We start from the raw sequence: 15,247 nt of genomic DNA on the forward strand, positions 1-15,247 counted from the left end.
CTTACTTGCCTTCGGCTTTCATTTTTTCAGCTTTGGCAATGGCTTCATCAATATCACCCACCAGATAGAACGCTTGCTCTGGTAAATCATCTAGCTCACCACCGAGAATCTTTTGGAAACCAGCGATGGTCTTTTCTAGAGAGACATACTTACCGGGGGAACCAGTGAAGACCTCAGCCACGAAGAAGGGCTGAGACAGGAAACGCTCGATCTTACGGGCACGGGCCACCACTAAGCGATCATCTTCAGACAATTCATCCAAACCGAGAATGGCGATGATGTCTTGTAGTTCCTTATAGCGCTGCAGAGTAGACTGCACTGCTCGAGCGGTTTCATAGTGCTCGTCAGAGACGATGCCGGGCTGCAACATCGTAGAGGCAGAATCCAAGGGATCCACAGCGGGGTAAATCCCTTTAGACGCCAAACCACGAGACAACACAGTGGTTCCGTCTAAGTGAGCAAAGGTAGTGGCCGGAGCGGGGTCAGTCAAGTCATCCGCAGGTACGTACACCGCCTGAATAGAAGTAATAGAACCTTCGGTAGTGGAGGTAATCCGCTCTTGCAGGTCACCCACGTCCGTACCTAGGGTCGGCTGATATCCCACCGCAGAAGGCATCCGTCCGAGCAGCGCCGATACTTCCGAACCGGCTTGCACAAAGCGGAAAATGTTATCGATAAACAACAGCACGTCTTGCTTGTTGACATCACGGAAATACTCAGCCATGGTCAACGCAGACAGACCCACGCGCATTCTAGCTCCGGGGGGCTCGTTCATCTGACCGTAACACAAGGCAATTTTGGAATCGTTAAGGTTGTCCTTGTTGATAACCCCAGACTCCATCATTTCGTTGTAGAGGTCGTTCCCTTCACGGGTTCGCTCACCCACACCACCAAACACAGACACACCACCGTGGTTGGTAGCAATGTTGTTGATCAATTCCATCATGATCACGGTTTTGCCCACACCAGCACCACCGAAGAGGCCAATCTTGCCGCCTCGACGATAGGGAGTGAGAAGGTCAATCACCTTGATGCCCGTTTCAAACACAGAAGGCTTGGTTTCCAAGTCTGTGAGTTTAGGCGCGGGACGGTGAATGGGGAAAGTTTCGTCGGTACCGACATCTCCTTGGTTGTCTACGGGCTCGCCTAAGACGTTAAAGATACGACCCAGGGTGGCTTTACCGACTGGAATGCTAATGGGAGCACCGGTATCTTCGACTTCCATGCCCCGAACTAAACCATCGGTGGAGCTCATGGATACGGCGCGAACTTGGTTATCGCCCAAGAGCTGCTGAACTTCGCAAGTCACGGAAACGTCGTCTCCGGCAGCATTTTTGCCCTTGGCTTTTAATGCATTATAAATTTTGGGCAGCTTCCCACTGGGGAATTCAACGTCCAAAACAGGACCAATAATTTGAGAAATGTAACCAGTATTCTTATTCGTGGTGGTGACCATGCTCACGCCTACTCTAGTTGTGATGACTGTTATAACTGCTTTTACGCGCAGCTCAGACGTATGATTTCGCCATTTCTAAACCTATCATTTAAGGGACTCAACGTAAACTTTCTTTTCGGAATCCTAAATTTATCGTTGAGTATTTATCCTCATCTTCTTTCTGGGTCTGATTTAAAGGTCAATATATACCCCACCAAACCGGATAGAGCTACCCCCTTTCAGTCCGGATGGGCTCCGGTGTCCCTTGATTCCATAAAGTCTCAAAAGCAATGTTGAGCATTTCACCGAGTCCTGGATGGGTGACATTTAAAGCCGTGAAGCTGGGCGTTCCCGATAGAGGGTCTTGTAAAGATAGCAATGTAATCCGCTGGTCGAACAGCTGCATTTTGAAGGGAACCTTTTCCACGAAGCGGACATGCTGTCCCCAGGCTTGGCACTGGCGAATAAAGTCTTGGCTACTAGGATCTTGCCAGATGTTGTGTTCATAGATGGTGCGGTAGCAAATACCACGCTGTAGGGGATCTTTGACAAGCTTGAGGCCGTCTTCATGGCTCAGTAAAGATGGATAGGTAAAGAATACGCTGATCGACGATTGGGCTGATTGGGAGAGTTTGGCTCCACAATCCGCGATTCGATGGGGTTCGGACAAAACATCAATGTAGGCTAACGGATCTTGGGTGTTGTGGCCTTTGGTATAGAGCGGGGCAAGGGCGGCAACAGCACGGTGAGTCTGCTGCTCTTGGCGCTGAAGTTTAGCAGAGAATTGCTTCTGTTTTTCTTGCAGCAAGGTGGGAAGGGCTTGGGACGGCTCCACGGCTTGGAAGATCCGCTGTCGACCGGAATGGCGTTCGAGACAGAGACCGCGATCGCACAATGATGCCAAGACATCATAAATCCGCTGCCGAGGAACTTGAGCACGGGTCGCAATCTGCGCAGGGGTAAAATCCTGCCGATCCATCAGGGCCAGATAGACTGCGGCCTGATAGCGAGTTAACCCCAAATCTACAAGGTTTTCCAAGTACTGGGCATCGCTCATTAGATGACACCACTAAAGAGTGGTGCTATTTTAAAGTTCATCCTGAACCTTTTGCAAGTGCTGTATCATGACACTCCTTACTCCACTAGATTCACTAACCACGGCTTCTGCTCCAGCATTTCTGCCCATTGCCTTTTTTGAAGGGGAGTTCTGCCCTTTCCCTGAAGCTCAACTTTCAATTGCGACGCACGCGCTTCACTATGGCACTTCAGTTTTGGGTGGGATTCGTGGACTACCTTCTCCTAGTGACTCCAACCAGGTTTTGGTGTTTCGCCTAGCGGATCACTGTCGGCGATTGAGCCAGAGTGCTAAATATCTGAATACCGATATTGCCCCCATGGAGCTGGAAGCAACATTGATTGAATTTGTTCGGCGAAACCAGCCCCAGACTTCCTTCTATATCCGACCGTTGATCTACACTTCCAGCTTGGGCATTGCTCCTCGGCTGCATGATGTCAGCAAAGATCTATTGATCTATGGCCTGGAGATGGGGGGTTACCTGCACCAAGGGGGTGTGCGTTGCCGTATCAGTTCTTGGCTACGACAAGAGGATCGTAGTCAGCCCTTGCGGGGCAAGTCGAGTGCCGGATATATTGCATCGGCCTTAGCTAAAACCGAGGCGGTTGCATCTGGGTTTGATGAAGCAATTTTGATGAACGCTCGGGGTAAGGTTAGCGAGGCATCAGCCATGAATCTGTTTTTAGTTAGAAATGGCCAGCTGATTACGCCCAGTGTTGATCAAGACATTTTAGAAGGCATTACCCGTGCCAGCATTATCACGCTGGCAAAGGATTCAGGGATTCCTGTTATCGAGCGTCCTGTTGATAAGTCTGAGCTTTTTATCGCCGATGAAGTCTTTCTTTGTGGCACAGCAGCGCAAATTTCACCAGTGTTAGAAATTGAAACCTACAAGCTCCCAGCACAACGTCCTGTTTCAGACCAGTTAGGTAAATTGATACGAAACGTGATGATAGGAGCAGAGCAACGCTACTCCAACTGGCTCAGCGTTGTACATCTCAATTCTTAGTCAGATTACTCAGATACAGCGAAGATTCATCCGCCATAGGTTTATTCTGCTTAAATCTAGATCTCGAAGCTTTGAAGGGCAAGCATCCAAACAGACTGTGTAAGAGCTTTCTAAGTCTTGAATAATCTCAGAAATACATTCTGGTCTGGGATGAGCATCCATGTTGATTGAAGCGATAAATCCTCTACTCCTCTTGGCCACAAAGAATTTTCTGATATTTCAATACAACCTACCACCTCGTACCTATGACTCAGCAGCGGGTCAGCTCAGAATCCTCATGGAATAGTGAAAGTCAAACGGGGTAGCCAAACCAATAGGAATGGTCCCCCGTTAATATGTTCTTTTCGAATAGGTGTCGAGAATCGATATCAGCTAATCAGGAAACCTGTAATGGCAGCATTTTCCATCGCAGAATTGTTGAGATCAATATCCATTAGGTGGACGCCATCGATCTGGGTCTTGCTGAGATTAATCTCATCCAAGTCAGTACGCAACATGCGAGTCCCGTCGAAATGAGTGCCTTGAAGCTTGGCATTCCGGAGAATAGCATTGCGAAGGTCTCCATGACTGAAGTTAGCTCGCATCAAGTTGGCACTGTCTAAAATGGTGCCTCTTAAATTAGCCCCTCCTAGATTGGCACAGTAGAGCATGGCATTGCTGAGGTTCGCGCCACTTAGGTTCGCGCCACTCAAATTTGCACCAAACAGGTTAGCACCTCTCAAATTTGCACCCCTCAGATCTGCCCGATATAGGCACGTTGCTCGCAAGTCTGCCCGAAACAGTTTGGCTTTGCGAAAATCTGCACTAGCGAAATTTGCACCTCGAAGCAGTGCATTACTGAGATTGGCTTTAAACAAGTTAATCGGGACAGTCGGATTTTTAATCCGCCAATCATTCCAAGTCTCCGATCCCCTTAACAGAATACTTAATAGGTTATTAGTCCCCGAGATGGGACTAACCTCTTTATTATTTGTCATCATCAGCAAACCCTTGGAAATATTTGGTATCGAGATAAATACCTCTTTCAATATACCCTGCACTTTTAAAATCTTTCACCAGGGATAAAGGCTAGAATCCATACTGGGCAAAGGTATACATACTTTCAGAAGTAAAATAATGAATTAAGTTGAGGGTTAATGGATAAAGTAACCTTTCTAGAATAGATAAAGTCTGTCCCAGAAATATGACATCTTCTGGACGAAAGCAGCCATAAAATGGGCTGTCAACATGTTTCTGAAAATATTGAACAAAGGTAACGATATGCTAATAAATTCAACCTAATTCCCAGATAAGCTTCAGACCATGAAACTGGTAATGTTCGATATTGATGGCACCCTGACGGCCTCCAATGACCTCGATGATCTGGCCTTTGTTCGAACGGTTCACGACATTTTTGGAATAAAGGATATCTCTGAAGATTGGACCACCTATACCCATGTCACGGATGCCTGTATTCTCCGAGAAATCTGTGAGCAACAGTTAGGGCGTTCACCTAATTCTGAGGAAATCGCGCTCTTTCAAAAACAATTGCTGCAGCGACTTGCCCAAGGTGCCGTTCGGGAGGGAGGTGTTTTCCCCATTGCTGGAGCTGATGCCCTATTGGAGCAGCTGCAAGCGTCCCCAGACTATCAATTCTGCTATGCAGGCGGCGCTTGGACTGCATCGGTTCAGTTTAAGCTGCAGTCCGCGGAGTTACCGTTTGCAGACATTCCCCATGCCTTTGCAGACGATCACGATTCACGAGAAGGCATCTGTCAAATTGCCCTAGACCGTGCTCAAACGACTTACCAACAGATTTTCACCCATGTGATCTATGTGGGGGATGGCATTTGGGATGTACGGGCCTCTAAAAATTTAGGATATCCCTTTATTGGTATTGCTACAGGAGAAGATGCCCAACGGCTTAAAGCCGAAGGGGCACCAGTGGTACTCCCCCACTATGAAGATCTGCAGGCATTTTGGGATGCGTTGGTTGCGATCGCACCTTAGTCTCCCCCCGCCATCGACTCCCAATTATGGCTCGTAGCAAATCGACAAAACTGCTCCACCATCTCGGAACACTGAAGCCGCCACTTAATCCCAACCCGACGCTGAAAGTCAATATCGACCACCGGCAGATAAACAATATCCGTCAGTCCCCGCCAAAAGGGCATCACACTCAACCCCAGTCCAGCTTTGACCAAGGAAATCACCCATTCCTCATGGCTGGCTCGATACACGACTTGGGGACAGATTTTTTTCGCCTCTAGCAGTTGACACTCTTGCTTAAAGAATTCACAGTTCACCCGATCAATATAGGGTTGACCATCTAGTTCAGCCAACCGCACGGAAGTTCGCTGCGCCAAGGGATGACGGGCAGGAACGGCGAGCAGTAAAGGTTGAGCAAACAAAAGGGTTGAGGTTTGAGCATCATCCTGTGGTCCCAACACCGTAATCGCCACATCAATTTCACCCTGGGTAAGTTTGTCTTGTAACGCATCGGCAGGATGGTCATACAGTTCCAGGGTCACGTGGGAATAGTGTTGCTGAAAACTATGGACCAAATCGGCCAGCTCACTCACCCGCAAGGTGCTTAGCACCCCTACCTTCAGCGTCGGTCGATCATTAAAGCCTTTAAGTTCGTGGAGAGCCGCTTGGTACTGAGCCATAATCACCGTGGCCCGCTCCTTAAAGGCCTGTCCCGCTGCGGTTAGAACCGTCCGCCGTCCACCCCGCTCGAACAAAGCCACCCCTAGCTCCTGCTCTAGCTTTTTAATTCCTGCTGATAGAGACGGCTGAGAAAGATAAAGTCGCTCTGCCGCCCGCGAAAAGGTACCCGTTTCAGCAATGGTCAGAAAATATCGAACTTGGTAGAGATCCATATATAGTCAATATCTATAGTTTCAATAATAAAAATAGTCTTGCTCTATAGATTAGCCTACTCCAGGATAGAAAGTGTGAATCGTAACTGCGATCGCACCCTCTACCCAGGACTATTCCTATGATGACTTTCGCTCAATCCACTTCACCCAAATTACTGATGGGCCATACAGCCCCACTCTTAGTGGTTCAGACCTTAGATCACGGGCTGTGGCGGTTGGCCGATCAAACCCCTGAGCACTATACGATGGTGGTTTTCTATCGCGGGCTCCATTGCCCAGTCTGTGAGCAATACCTGACGGAACTCGACCAAAAGTTGTCAGCCTTTGCCCAACTTGGCGTCCAGGTGATTGCCTTGAGTGGTGATGGCATAGATAAAACCCAGCAACTTAAAACTCAAGCCAACCTCCAACAGCTATCCCTCGGTTATGGCTTAACTCCCGAGCAGATGCGGGACTGGGGCCTATACCTGAGTCAAGGCCATTTTGAACAAGAACCCGCGCTGTTTAGCGAACCCGCCGTATTCCTGATTCAGCCAGATGGTCGGTTGTACTTCGCCAATATTGGCACCCATCCCTTCTCCCGTATCGATTTTGATTCTCTGTTGGCTGGCTTAGCCTACGTCATTCCCAATAACTATCCTTTACGAGGTACAGCGTAAAGCAATCTGTCCCTTCTCTATCTGCAAACGTTCAATCATCTTAAGGAGCGCATTATGAACTCTGCCCTTTTCTATCTGGCTGCCAGTGGCATGCTCTGTGTTCTTTTGTGGGTCCCCTACATTCTCAATCGCGCTTTTGTCTGGGGGATTCCGGCCTTTGCCAGTAACTATCCCACCCGAAAATTCCCCGCGGAATCCCCCGATATTCCAGTCTGGGCCCAACGAGCCCAACGCACTCATCTGAATATGGTGGAGACCCTACCTGCATTTGCCGCCGTTGTGATTGCAGCCCATTTAACCGAGGCCAATCCTGGTGTGATTACAGCTTGGGCTGCCACGTTCTTCTGGGCACGAGTGATGCATGCCAGCATATATATCCTAGGGGTTCCTTACTTACGAACGCCCACCTACTTAGTTTCTTGGGCGGCTGTGCTGATGATTGGGGCTCAGGTCGTTTTCTAGCCGTCAGTAGATTCGCACCAGAATGTGTAGCCCCGAGGGATTGAGGGCTACACATTTAAGACAGCACACCAATCATGCTGGCAAGTTTTCAGTCCAGCATGAAAGTGAATCAAATTAATTTAAGACATCAGATCTACTGACCGACATCCTGCCAGAGAGTCCCTTCATGGGGGACAACGCCTTCGTGAACGACTGCATTAGCATTTGCAGTATTTTCCTGAAGCGAAGAGCGCGTTAAGGTGTAACCCACAACAAAGGCAGAAAAGCCAACAGCCAGAATCGAGAAAGCAGCAAGGGAAGCGCCAAGAATCCGGTCAGACGAGGAAGACTGGGTATGCGAATACATCTCTTTAAAGCCCAAGATTGAATATTTCAATCTTTATCTTCTCAGCTTATTCCGTATAAATCGATACCCTTTATAAAAGTTTTACTCTTCTGGGACTTGGCTAATTTGAAAAGGCTGAATGAACTGATCTGTCAAGGACAAAGGCAAATCGGTATTATGTGATACAAAACCATGCCCAATTCCGGCAAAAAATCCGATCAAAGTTGCATAAATTAAAGGTGATCTGCTGTTCATACGGGATGTCGAGAAGTGGAAGAAACAAATAGAAAGCCTATAAAGGCCAGCCATCACCACTGCTAAATCTTGGGCTTTTGAAATGCATTGGATAGAAGCTCAAACTCACTGATCACAGCAGGTTTGTTCGTTATGTTACTTAAATTAGCAATTCTTAGTAGAGTAATTCTGTAACGGTTCTTACGGTTTGATAGTTTCAATGGCAATACTATGCGAAAAATGCAATTTAATAATTCAAAAATTGCATTTTCTAGAAATTGAAATTATTTTCAAGTTAATTATTCTGATCCATTTAAGAATCTAGATTGACTGAAATTTTTAAGATTCCAGCACTACCATCTTTGCCATTTTTATCCTGAATTTTTTGCGTTTCTGTTCGCGACCTCGCCTGGGCCAGCAGCTTGTACGTCCCTGGTTGAGTTGGCTTCCAGAGATATCGCCAGAGGGTCCATTCATGGGGAGAGCTGGGCTGGTTGATTTCAGCTTCCGTCCAAGTCTGCCCATTATCCGTACTAATTCTGACCCATTCCATGGGCTGGGCCTGGTCAATCGCCACCCCCGCAACAGTCACTCCTCTCTGCCATCCTTCTTCTCCTGTGCGAGGTAGATCGACATGGTAGTTTTTATTCCAGACTTTCTCCTCTTGGACCTGCTGAGTGATGGCATGGGTGGCAATCTTGGCAGTATTCGACCAGCCCTGACGTTCCCAATATCCTTTTTTGGGGGTGGCAATCGCCTCAATTTCCGTTAGCCATTTGGGTTGCTTTTGGCCATACCGCCCCGGAATGATAATCCGCACAGGAAAACCATGGGCTTTCGTTAGGGGTTCCCCATTCATCCGATGCACGAGCTGCACATCTGGTCTCATCAAATCGATAACGGGCAAAGTCGTCTCGTAGGAGTCAGCCGCATGAAGTAAAAATTCAACAGCCTTGTCCTGTACTCCCACTTGTTTAAGAAAGGGCGATAATGGCGTCCCTGTCCACAGGGCATTGCCGATTTGCTTTCCTCCAGTACGATTGCCAATGCACTCCATCGTTAAATAAAACTCCGTTTGGGGAGCCGCTAGAATATCGTCAAATTTTAGGGGCAGCGGTTGCTCCACCAGACCTGTCAACTGCAGTTGCCATGTGTTGAGATCGACATCTGGGGGTGACGCATAGGATTGCACATAAAACTCACCGACTGGGGTTATTCGATGATCCGGTAAGGGCCGCTCAAATTGTCGTAAATCAGCAGAGAACAAAAGGTGCAAGTGCTGATGGTTTACACATCCTGGTAGGAATGTTGCACATATCCCACCAGATGCTTGCAAAAGTCGCTTTAATGCCTGACGACGTTTCATAAACTGTTGCCCCCTTCAATCTCTGCTGTTTCTAAGCAATTGCCTGGCTCTAGCTTAAAGGAACAATCTAAGGACAACCTGAGAGAGTATAGATGGCACACCAAGGAATCAGGCTAGGGCTGGCAAAGGAAAAGGAATTATTGCGCCAATTCTATCGATTCCTCAAAGATTTGGACTTCATCAAAAGGACAGGATTGAGGGAGTTCCTGGAGATTAAGAGGTGTGTCCTGCTCGACCACAATTAGAGCTAAGGGATAAGCCCATTCAATTGCCTCAGGCAAATAAGGTTTCAAGCTAGGATTTTCCTTGACTAGCCGAACAATTCGATACCGTTGCTCTCGAATCGTACCTGTCCAAGATCGAGAACGGGCCTCTGGCTGGTCATACCACTTCAGCAGATGACCCAACAGAACGCCCAATCGATTGCGAAGTTCTTGCCGTTCCTGCCGACCCAACGATTCAATTTCCTCAACTAGATTTTGAATATCTACTTGCTCCCACTGCTGCGCCTTAATCAGCTCGATTTGACGTTGCGTCCAAGCGTAAAAATCTTGCTCATAAAGGGTAGTGGTTTGCATGGGAGCTTTCGCACTGATTTCATCCTTATTCTGGCATGTTCAGATTTAGTCCGTTGCTGCGATCGCACATTCCACTACAGGATAAGATGACAAACGATCAGTAGCTTGACAGGGTTCATTAATCCCTAAGCTCAAACGATTACAACCTATACATTCAAGCCCTATTCAATAGATCTTATTGGAGAGGACGCACCGCCAGGCGTTACCACGTCGGTTAGCCCCTTCGACAAAATACGTTGGTACCTCTCGCTCAGCATCGATCAGAAGCTCTGTTGCATGCAAGACTTGTCTGTGGAGTAAGTCTTTTTGGGCAATTTATTAACAGATCATCTGCAAGTCGGCGTTCTAAATCGTTATTCACTGCTCTACCACCGTGGGCAACGCAACCAACAAGTGATTCAGGTTGAGGTGCTGCTTGCTAATCAATATGAGCTGTTCTTTTATCGAGAAGATATCAATGACAAGGTTCCGTTTTTCAGCTTTTGTACTCGTCATCCTCAGTGCCTCTTTAGGGGGCTGTTCATTTTTGAACCAAACATCAGCTGGGAATAATAGTCGTGCAAACCTGGAATCATTTTGTGAGGAAGCAATCAACAACAGCGAAAGTACCAATCGTCCCCAACCTGAAGCACCGACTATTCTGGGGACAAGTCCTGAACAAGCTTGGGTCCGTCCAAGCTTCAAGGGTCCTGATGGGCGATTTGGTGCGGGAACGGCTTTCGTTGTGAGTCAAGATAATGCCGTTTTCTTACTAACGGCACACCATCTGTTTGGTCCGGCTGGAGGGTTAGACCGCGAATATAGATGGTCAGAAATGCCAAATCTCGTCTCTGGTGCGTCAGGAGAGAACCCTCTCGGCAAGGTTTCAGTCATCACAGGGAAAGCACTTCCAGTTAAGGGGGCTCGCGGTATGCAGGGAACTCAATTAAATGCGGACCTTGCTATCTTTCCAGTTCAATCGGAAAGCCAAGTGCACGCTATGCCCCTTGCCCAAACCCTCCCTCAAGTTGGTGATGATGTATGGCTAGTGGGTGAAGTCATCGGTAGCTCTGAATATCGGCACAAAGCTGTCGTGAATGAAGTTTCGAAGGAAGGCATATATTACCGTTTTGATAACAAGATTGAACTCCGGGCAACGAGTGGTGCCCCCATCGTGGATGCGAAGGGACAGGTAGTCGCGATGAATCTTGGCGGCGGAGAATATCAGGGGGCCATTATGGGGATTGGCAACCCAGCACCTGTTATGAACTGCCATTTACAGGCCGCTTGGCATTGATAGATTGAACTATTGCCTAGGCAGAAACTGCCCTAAATTGAAGCTTGGCGGATACTTCACAACTGTGGGGATCTGCTACAGGGACACTTCACTGCATGCTCTCGGTAAATAAACGGTTTAAAGCAATGTCTTCATTGATAGGACATAGTCTAGCGGGGTTAACGGTGGGGGTTACCCATAAGCAATTCTACTTCCTAACAACCTCCTGGACAAAGCTGCTGTGGATAATCTGGTTAGTGGTCGTTGCGATCGCACCTGACTTTGATTACATCGTCCCTTTCCTACATCCCAGTGCCCATGAAGGCTTGCGGATTACTCATTCCCTTTGTTATGCCCTGTTGTTACCCTCTCTCACCGTTATTGGTTTGAGGGTATTGGGATGCGATCGCAAATCTCTCCTCAAGGCTACGACACAATTGGCATTGGCAAGTGCATCCCATATGGGCTTAGACCTTTTGGTTGGCGTCACTAGTCTGCCCATCCTGTGGCCTTTCAGTAACCATGTATTCAAGCTCCCTTTCGGTCTACTTCCGAGTGCGGGTAAGCCCAGTCTGTCCAACTATTACTTCTACTACAACTTGGGCATTGAAATGGGCATTCTGATTCCCTTAAGTTGCAGTTTACTCATCAGCCAATATAAAAGACTTTCTCTGTGGAGATGGGGCATCATTGGTTTACTGCTGACCGTATCCACCTATTTCATGCATTTGGCCTATGGGTTAAGTCGCTAGCTGCCTTCTATAGGTATTGGCAGTTTCACTCCCCCAATCAGCCGATTCAATGCAAAGTCCCGATTTGGATCAAAAATTTTCTGTCCCCTTTCTCTCATGGAACTCCATCTTGTTGATCAGAATCCAGCTGTAGTCACAGCTTGGCAAACCGCTTTTGCCAATGTTGAGGGGGTATTTATTCACCCAGGAGATATCCTCTCGACCGCGGAGGATACGATTGTTTCCCCAGCCAATAGTTACGGATATATGGATGGCGGAATTGATCATTTATATATCAAGTTCTTCGGATTAAAAATACAGACAACACTGCAAAAGGCTATCGATAAAAGATCAGAAGGATATTTACCCGTTGGTTGTGCTGAAATCATCCAAACAGCTCATCCTCGCATACCGTATATGATTGCTGCACCCACCATGGTGACGCCAGAAGCAATCCCCTCTAAAAATTGTTTTTATGCAATGATGGCCATCTTGAATTTGGTTTCACAATATCCACAGATTTCGAAACTCTTCTGTCCAGGGCTGGGAACAGGCATCGGCTGTGTTGAACCTCATCTTGCCGCCCAGGAGATGGCCATGGCTTACCGAAAGTGGCTACATCATTCTTAAGCTTGATAACCTTTAGTTCGATCGATAACGCGGCAAGGGATAAGATAATTGAGTGCTTCTTAAGCATTAAGAATATGACACAACTATTGCCTGTCAAAAAGATAATTTTCCTGACTCTTGGCCTTATCAGCATAAGTCAATCTACCGGACAAAATCTCGCACCAGCAATAGCACAAAACGCTTCATTAATCCCTTCGGAGTTTACCCAAAAACAGTCTGATTTATTGCTTTATGGGGGGCCTCGAACCAGATCTCCATTAGTGCAATGGTATCTCGAAGAACTAGCCGTCTCCTATCAGTATATTTCTTTAGATATCCGGGGGCAGGAACAGCGGCAGCCTGAATTTTTAGCCATCAATCCTATGGGAAAAGTTCCAGCAATGGTAGATGGAACTTTTAAATTATGGGAGTCCGGTGCCATTCTCCTGTATTTAACTGACAAATACGGAAAAGAGCCTCAATCTATCGAAGAAAGAGCCCTCTTAAACCAGTGGGTGATCTTCGCCAATGCCACCTTAGGACCCGGGCTATTTCGCGAAGATCGACGAGAACGGGAAATGCCAAGATTACTGGCACCTTTAAATGACATCTTTAAACAACAGCCCTTTATCCTTGGCTCTGAACTCAGTGTCGCAGATGTAGCGGTAGGTTCATACTTGTACTATGCCAAACTCGGGCTATCTCTAGATTTTAGCGACTATCCAGCAGTCGAGACCTATCTCAATCGCCTCTCAAAGCGACCGGCATTTATCAAGACCATGGGACAGCGATAAAGTCGCACCAATCGACACTGGCCATGACTCCCTCAGTGGTGGCTCATCCGTTTACGAGTGATTGGAGAGTTGGATCCGTAAAGTCTTGGATACAGTATTCGGCTCCTGCCTGTGTCAATTCCGCTTCTGAGTGGGTGGTGAGGACGCCCCAGCATCGCATTCCCGCATTTCGCGCCGCTTGCGTACCTGCGATCGCATCTTCAAATACCAAGCATTGATCCGGTGAAACCCCCAATCGTTCTGCCACCAACAGATAACACTGTGGATCGGGTTTGCCCCGATCCACATCCGTTTCAATCACCTGGGCTGCAAAGAAGTCCCCAAGCTGGTCTTGATTCATCAACAAATCCACATTTTCACGGCAGGCAGAGGTGCCCAAGCCTAGTTTCAGTCCGATGGCCTGAGCCTGTTGCAAAAAGGGAATCAACCCAGGCATCCACTGAATCTCATCCTGAATCAAAGAACGATAAACGGCTTCCTTCTCAGCCCCCCAACGCTGGATATCAGCAGCGGCCACGGGATGTCCTAGTAATTCCGGCAATAGATCTTCATTCCGTTTGCCTCCCATTTGCTCTAAACGGTCTCGGCTAGCCACGGCGAGTTCTGGAATCGTCGCACTATACTGCACCCAAGCATCCAGATGATAGGGCATCGTATCGCAAAGAACTCCATCCATATCGAAGATCAGAGCTTGTAGGGGTAATGCAAAATTTGCAACGGCTTGATTTTGAGGAGAGACAGACGCTTGTTCATTCATCGAGCAAAGGATCCAAAACTGAACACACCGTAGAAAACATGCTAACTTTTATAAAGTTTATTTAAGCATTCTGCCTGCCCTTTGCCCTATGACTTTGTCAAAACTCTTGTACTGGATCTATACCTTCATTCATCCAGTCCTGATGTGGACACTGTTTGGTATCTGTATCTATGCCATGACCTTAGGGCTGAAGGTTCGCACCACCCGCACCACCCCTGACAAAGATCTGCGCAAATCTCTGATTAAACAGCGCTTCAATATCAAGCATCATCAAATTGGGGCAATCCTGTTATCAATTATGGTCCTCGGCTCCATTGGCGGTATGGGGGTCACCTATATCAACAACGGCAAACTGTTTGTAGGAGCGCACCTATTGGCAGGGCTAGGGATGACAGGACTTGTAGCCATCTTGGCAAGTCTCACGCCTCTGATGCAGCGAGGCAGTCAAACCGCCCGTGATGTCCATTTATGGCTAAGTGTATTGATTTTGGGCCTCTTTGGTTGGGAAGCCATTACCGGTATGCAGATTGTGCAACGGATTATCGAACAGGGCTAGAAACCCTCACCGCAACGTAATATTGTTAACATAAGTTCACCTATCCACCATAGATATGACCTCTACAGCAAGTTCTAATCGTTGGCTCACTCTTTTATTTCAGTCCACCTCGGACACAACCGTTTGGTTCCAAGTAGCCTTGACGATCTTGCGAGTCATCGTCAGCTTTTTCATGATTCACAACGGCGTTGATAAGTTAGCCGATGTGGATGGATTTGCCACCAACGTGGTTGCCAATGGAATGGGCCTACCTTTCCCCGTATTCCTCACCTATTGCTCCGCCTATGCTGAAATCATCGGTTCTATTCTGCTGATTTTTGGTCTGCTCAGTCGGCCTGCAGCCTTATCGTTGTTCTTCACCATGGTGATGGCAATTTACTTCCATATCAAAGTCGATGGCCTCCAAATTGGGTCCTTTGAAACTGCCACCCTCTATGCCTGTTCCTTTCTCTTTTTCCTGGTCAATGGCGGTGGTCAATATTCTCTCGATGCTTTGATTAGCAATCAGCTAGGCGGCTCTAAAGAGTAGTCCCAACTCTAC

18 protein-coding genes are annotated in these 15,247 nt (G+C 47.6%); 10 read left to right on the forward strand and 8 right to left on the reverse strand.

All coding sequences use genetic code 11. From position 1 onward, the window contains the following. Position 1: 1 nt before the first annotated feature. Positions 2–1,456 (reverse strand): F0F1 ATP synthase subunit beta, encoded by a 1,455-nt coding sequence (atpD, locus tag AM1_RS24110; RefSeq protein WP_012165535.1) that lies wholly within the window; start codon positions 1,454–1,456, stop codon positions 2–4. Positions 1,457–1,664: 208 nt separating this feature from the next. Further along, the gene (locus AM1_RS24115) at positions 1,665–2,492 is read right to left on the reverse strand and encodes a TrmB family transcriptional regulator (protein WP_012165536.1); all 828 of its coding nucleotides are present in this window, start codon (positions 2,490–2,492) and stop codon (positions 1,665–1,667) included. Between the two features lie 67 nt (positions 2,493–2,559). On the opposite strand from AM1_RS24115, the gene AM1_RS24120 reads away from it, so the two are divergent. Next, the gene (locus AM1_RS24120; RefSeq protein WP_012165537.1) at positions 2,560–3,519 is read left to right on the forward strand and encodes a branched-chain amino acid transaminase; all 960 of its coding nucleotides are present in this window, start codon (positions 2,560–2,562) and stop codon (positions 3,517–3,519) included. Between the two features lie 368 nt (positions 3,520–3,887). Here the strand turns inward: AM1_RS24120 and AM1_RS24125 are convergent, their stop codons facing one another. Continuing rightward, positions 3,888–4,499: a pentapeptide repeat-containing protein gene (locus tag AM1_RS24125; protein WP_238549058.1), complete on the reverse strand. Its 612-nt coding sequence runs from the start codon at positions 4,497–4,499 to the stop codon at positions 3,888–3,890. A gap of 322 nt (positions 4,500–4,821) precedes the next feature. On the opposite strand from AM1_RS24125, the gene AM1_RS24130 reads away from it, so the two are divergent. Continuing rightward, the gene (locus tag AM1_RS24130; RefSeq protein ID WP_041660331.1) at positions 4,822–5,508 is read left to right on the forward strand and encodes an HAD family hydrolase; all 687 of its coding nucleotides are present in this window, start codon (positions 4,822–4,824) and stop codon (positions 5,506–5,508) included. On the opposite strand, the gene AM1_RS24135 is transcribed toward AM1_RS24130, so the two are convergent. Continuing rightward, entirely contained in the window at positions 5,505–6,380 is an 876-nt protein-coding gene (locus AM1_RS24135; protein WP_012165542.1) for a LysR family transcriptional regulator, read from the reverse strand. The two genes, AM1_RS24130 and AM1_RS24135, sit on opposite strands and share 4 nt — an antisense overlap. Before the next feature lie 119 nt (positions 6,381–6,499). On the opposite strand from AM1_RS24135, the gene AM1_RS24140 reads away from it, so the two are divergent. Both AM1_RS24140 and AM1_RS24145 read left to right on the forward strand, forming a co-directional pair. Then, positions 6,500–7,039: a peroxiredoxin-like family protein gene (locus tag AM1_RS24140; protein ID WP_012165543.1), complete on the forward strand. Its 540-nt coding sequence runs from the start codon at positions 6,500–6,502 to the stop codon at positions 7,037–7,039. Positions 7,040–7,093: 54 nt separating this feature from the next. Then, positions 7,094–7,501: an MAPEG family protein gene (locus tag AM1_RS24145; RefSeq protein WP_012165544.1), complete on the forward strand. Its 408-nt coding sequence runs from the start codon at positions 7,094–7,096 to the stop codon at positions 7,499–7,501. A 133-nt stretch (positions 7,502–7,634) separates the two neighbouring features. On the opposite strand, the gene AM1_RS24150 is transcribed toward AM1_RS24145, so the two are convergent. The 3 genes from AM1_RS24150 to AM1_RS24160 all read right to left on the reverse strand — a co-directional run bounded on the left by AM1_RS24150 (position 7,635) and on the right by AM1_RS24160 (position 10,004). Further along, complete coding sequence (locus AM1_RS24150) at positions 7,635–7,847, reverse strand: hypothetical protein (RefSeq protein ID WP_039779398.1); 213 nt, start codon at positions 7,845–7,847, stop codon at positions 7,635–7,637. Between the two features lie 526 nt (positions 7,848–8,373). Then, positions 8,374–9,426 carry a molybdopterin-dependent oxidoreductase gene (locus tag AM1_RS24155; protein ID WP_238549059.1) on the reverse strand — a complete coding sequence of 351 codons (1,053 nt, stop codon included), beginning with the start codon at positions 9,424–9,426 and terminating at the stop codon, positions 8,374–8,376. Between the two features lie 137 nt (positions 9,427–9,563). Then, a complete protein-coding gene (locus tag AM1_RS24160) occupies positions 9,564–10,004 on the reverse strand; it encodes a DUF29 domain-containing protein (protein WP_012165547.1) in 441 nt (146 codons plus the stop codon). Positions 10,005–10,461: 457 nt separating this feature from the next. Between AM1_RS24160 and AM1_RS24165 the strand changes: the two genes are divergently transcribed. From AM1_RS24165 to AM1_RS24180, 4 genes are all read left to right on the forward strand, one after another. Beyond that, complete coding sequence (locus AM1_RS24165) at positions 10,462–11,280, forward strand: S1 family peptidase (protein ID WP_012165549.1); 819 nt, start codon at positions 10,462–10,464, stop codon at positions 11,278–11,280. A 125-nt stretch (positions 11,281–11,405) separates the two neighbouring features. After that, positions 11,406–12,011 carry a metal-dependent hydrolase gene (locus tag AM1_RS24170; protein WP_148215814.1) on the forward strand — a complete coding sequence of 202 codons (606 nt, stop codon included), beginning with the start codon at positions 11,406–11,408 and terminating at the stop codon, positions 12,009–12,011. A gap of 96 nt (positions 12,012–12,107) precedes the next feature. Further along, positions 12,108–12,620 carry a macro domain-containing protein gene (locus AM1_RS24175; protein WP_012165551.1) on the forward strand — a complete coding sequence of 171 codons (513 nt, stop codon included), beginning with the start codon at positions 12,108–12,110 and terminating at the stop codon, positions 12,618–12,620. 188 nt (positions 12,621–12,808) lie between these two features. Then, a complete protein-coding gene (locus AM1_RS24180; protein ID WP_041661035.1) occupies positions 12,809–13,393 on the forward strand; it encodes a glutathione S-transferase family protein in 585 nt (194 codons plus the stop codon). Between the two features lie 43 nt (positions 13,394–13,436). On the opposite strand, the gene AM1_RS24185 is transcribed toward AM1_RS24180, so the two are convergent. Then, entirely contained in the window at positions 13,437–14,150 is a 714-nt protein-coding gene (locus AM1_RS24185) for an HAD family hydrolase (RefSeq protein WP_012165553.1), read from the reverse strand. 88 nt (positions 14,151–14,238) lie between these two features. Here AM1_RS24185 and AM1_RS24190 point away from each other — a divergent pair, with 88 nt between their 5' ends. Next, positions 14,239–14,706 (forward strand): DUF4079 domain-containing protein, encoded by a 468-nt coding sequence (locus AM1_RS24190; RefSeq protein ID WP_012165554.1) that lies wholly within the window; start codon positions 14,239–14,241, stop codon positions 14,704–14,706. A 55-nt stretch (positions 14,707–14,761) separates the two neighbouring features. Continuing rightward, complete coding sequence (locus tag AM1_RS24195; RefSeq protein WP_012165555.1) at positions 14,762–15,235, forward strand: DoxX family protein; 474 nt, start codon at positions 14,762–14,764, stop codon at positions 15,233–15,235. Positions 15,236–15,247: the final 12 nt, after the last annotated feature.

The sequence above is a fragment of the Acaryochloris marina MBIC11017 genome (genome assembly GCF_000018105.1).
GTDB classification, from domain to species: domain Bacteria; phylum Cyanobacteriota; class Cyanobacteriia; order Thermosynechococcales; family Thermosynechococcaceae; genus Acaryochloris; species Acaryochloris marina.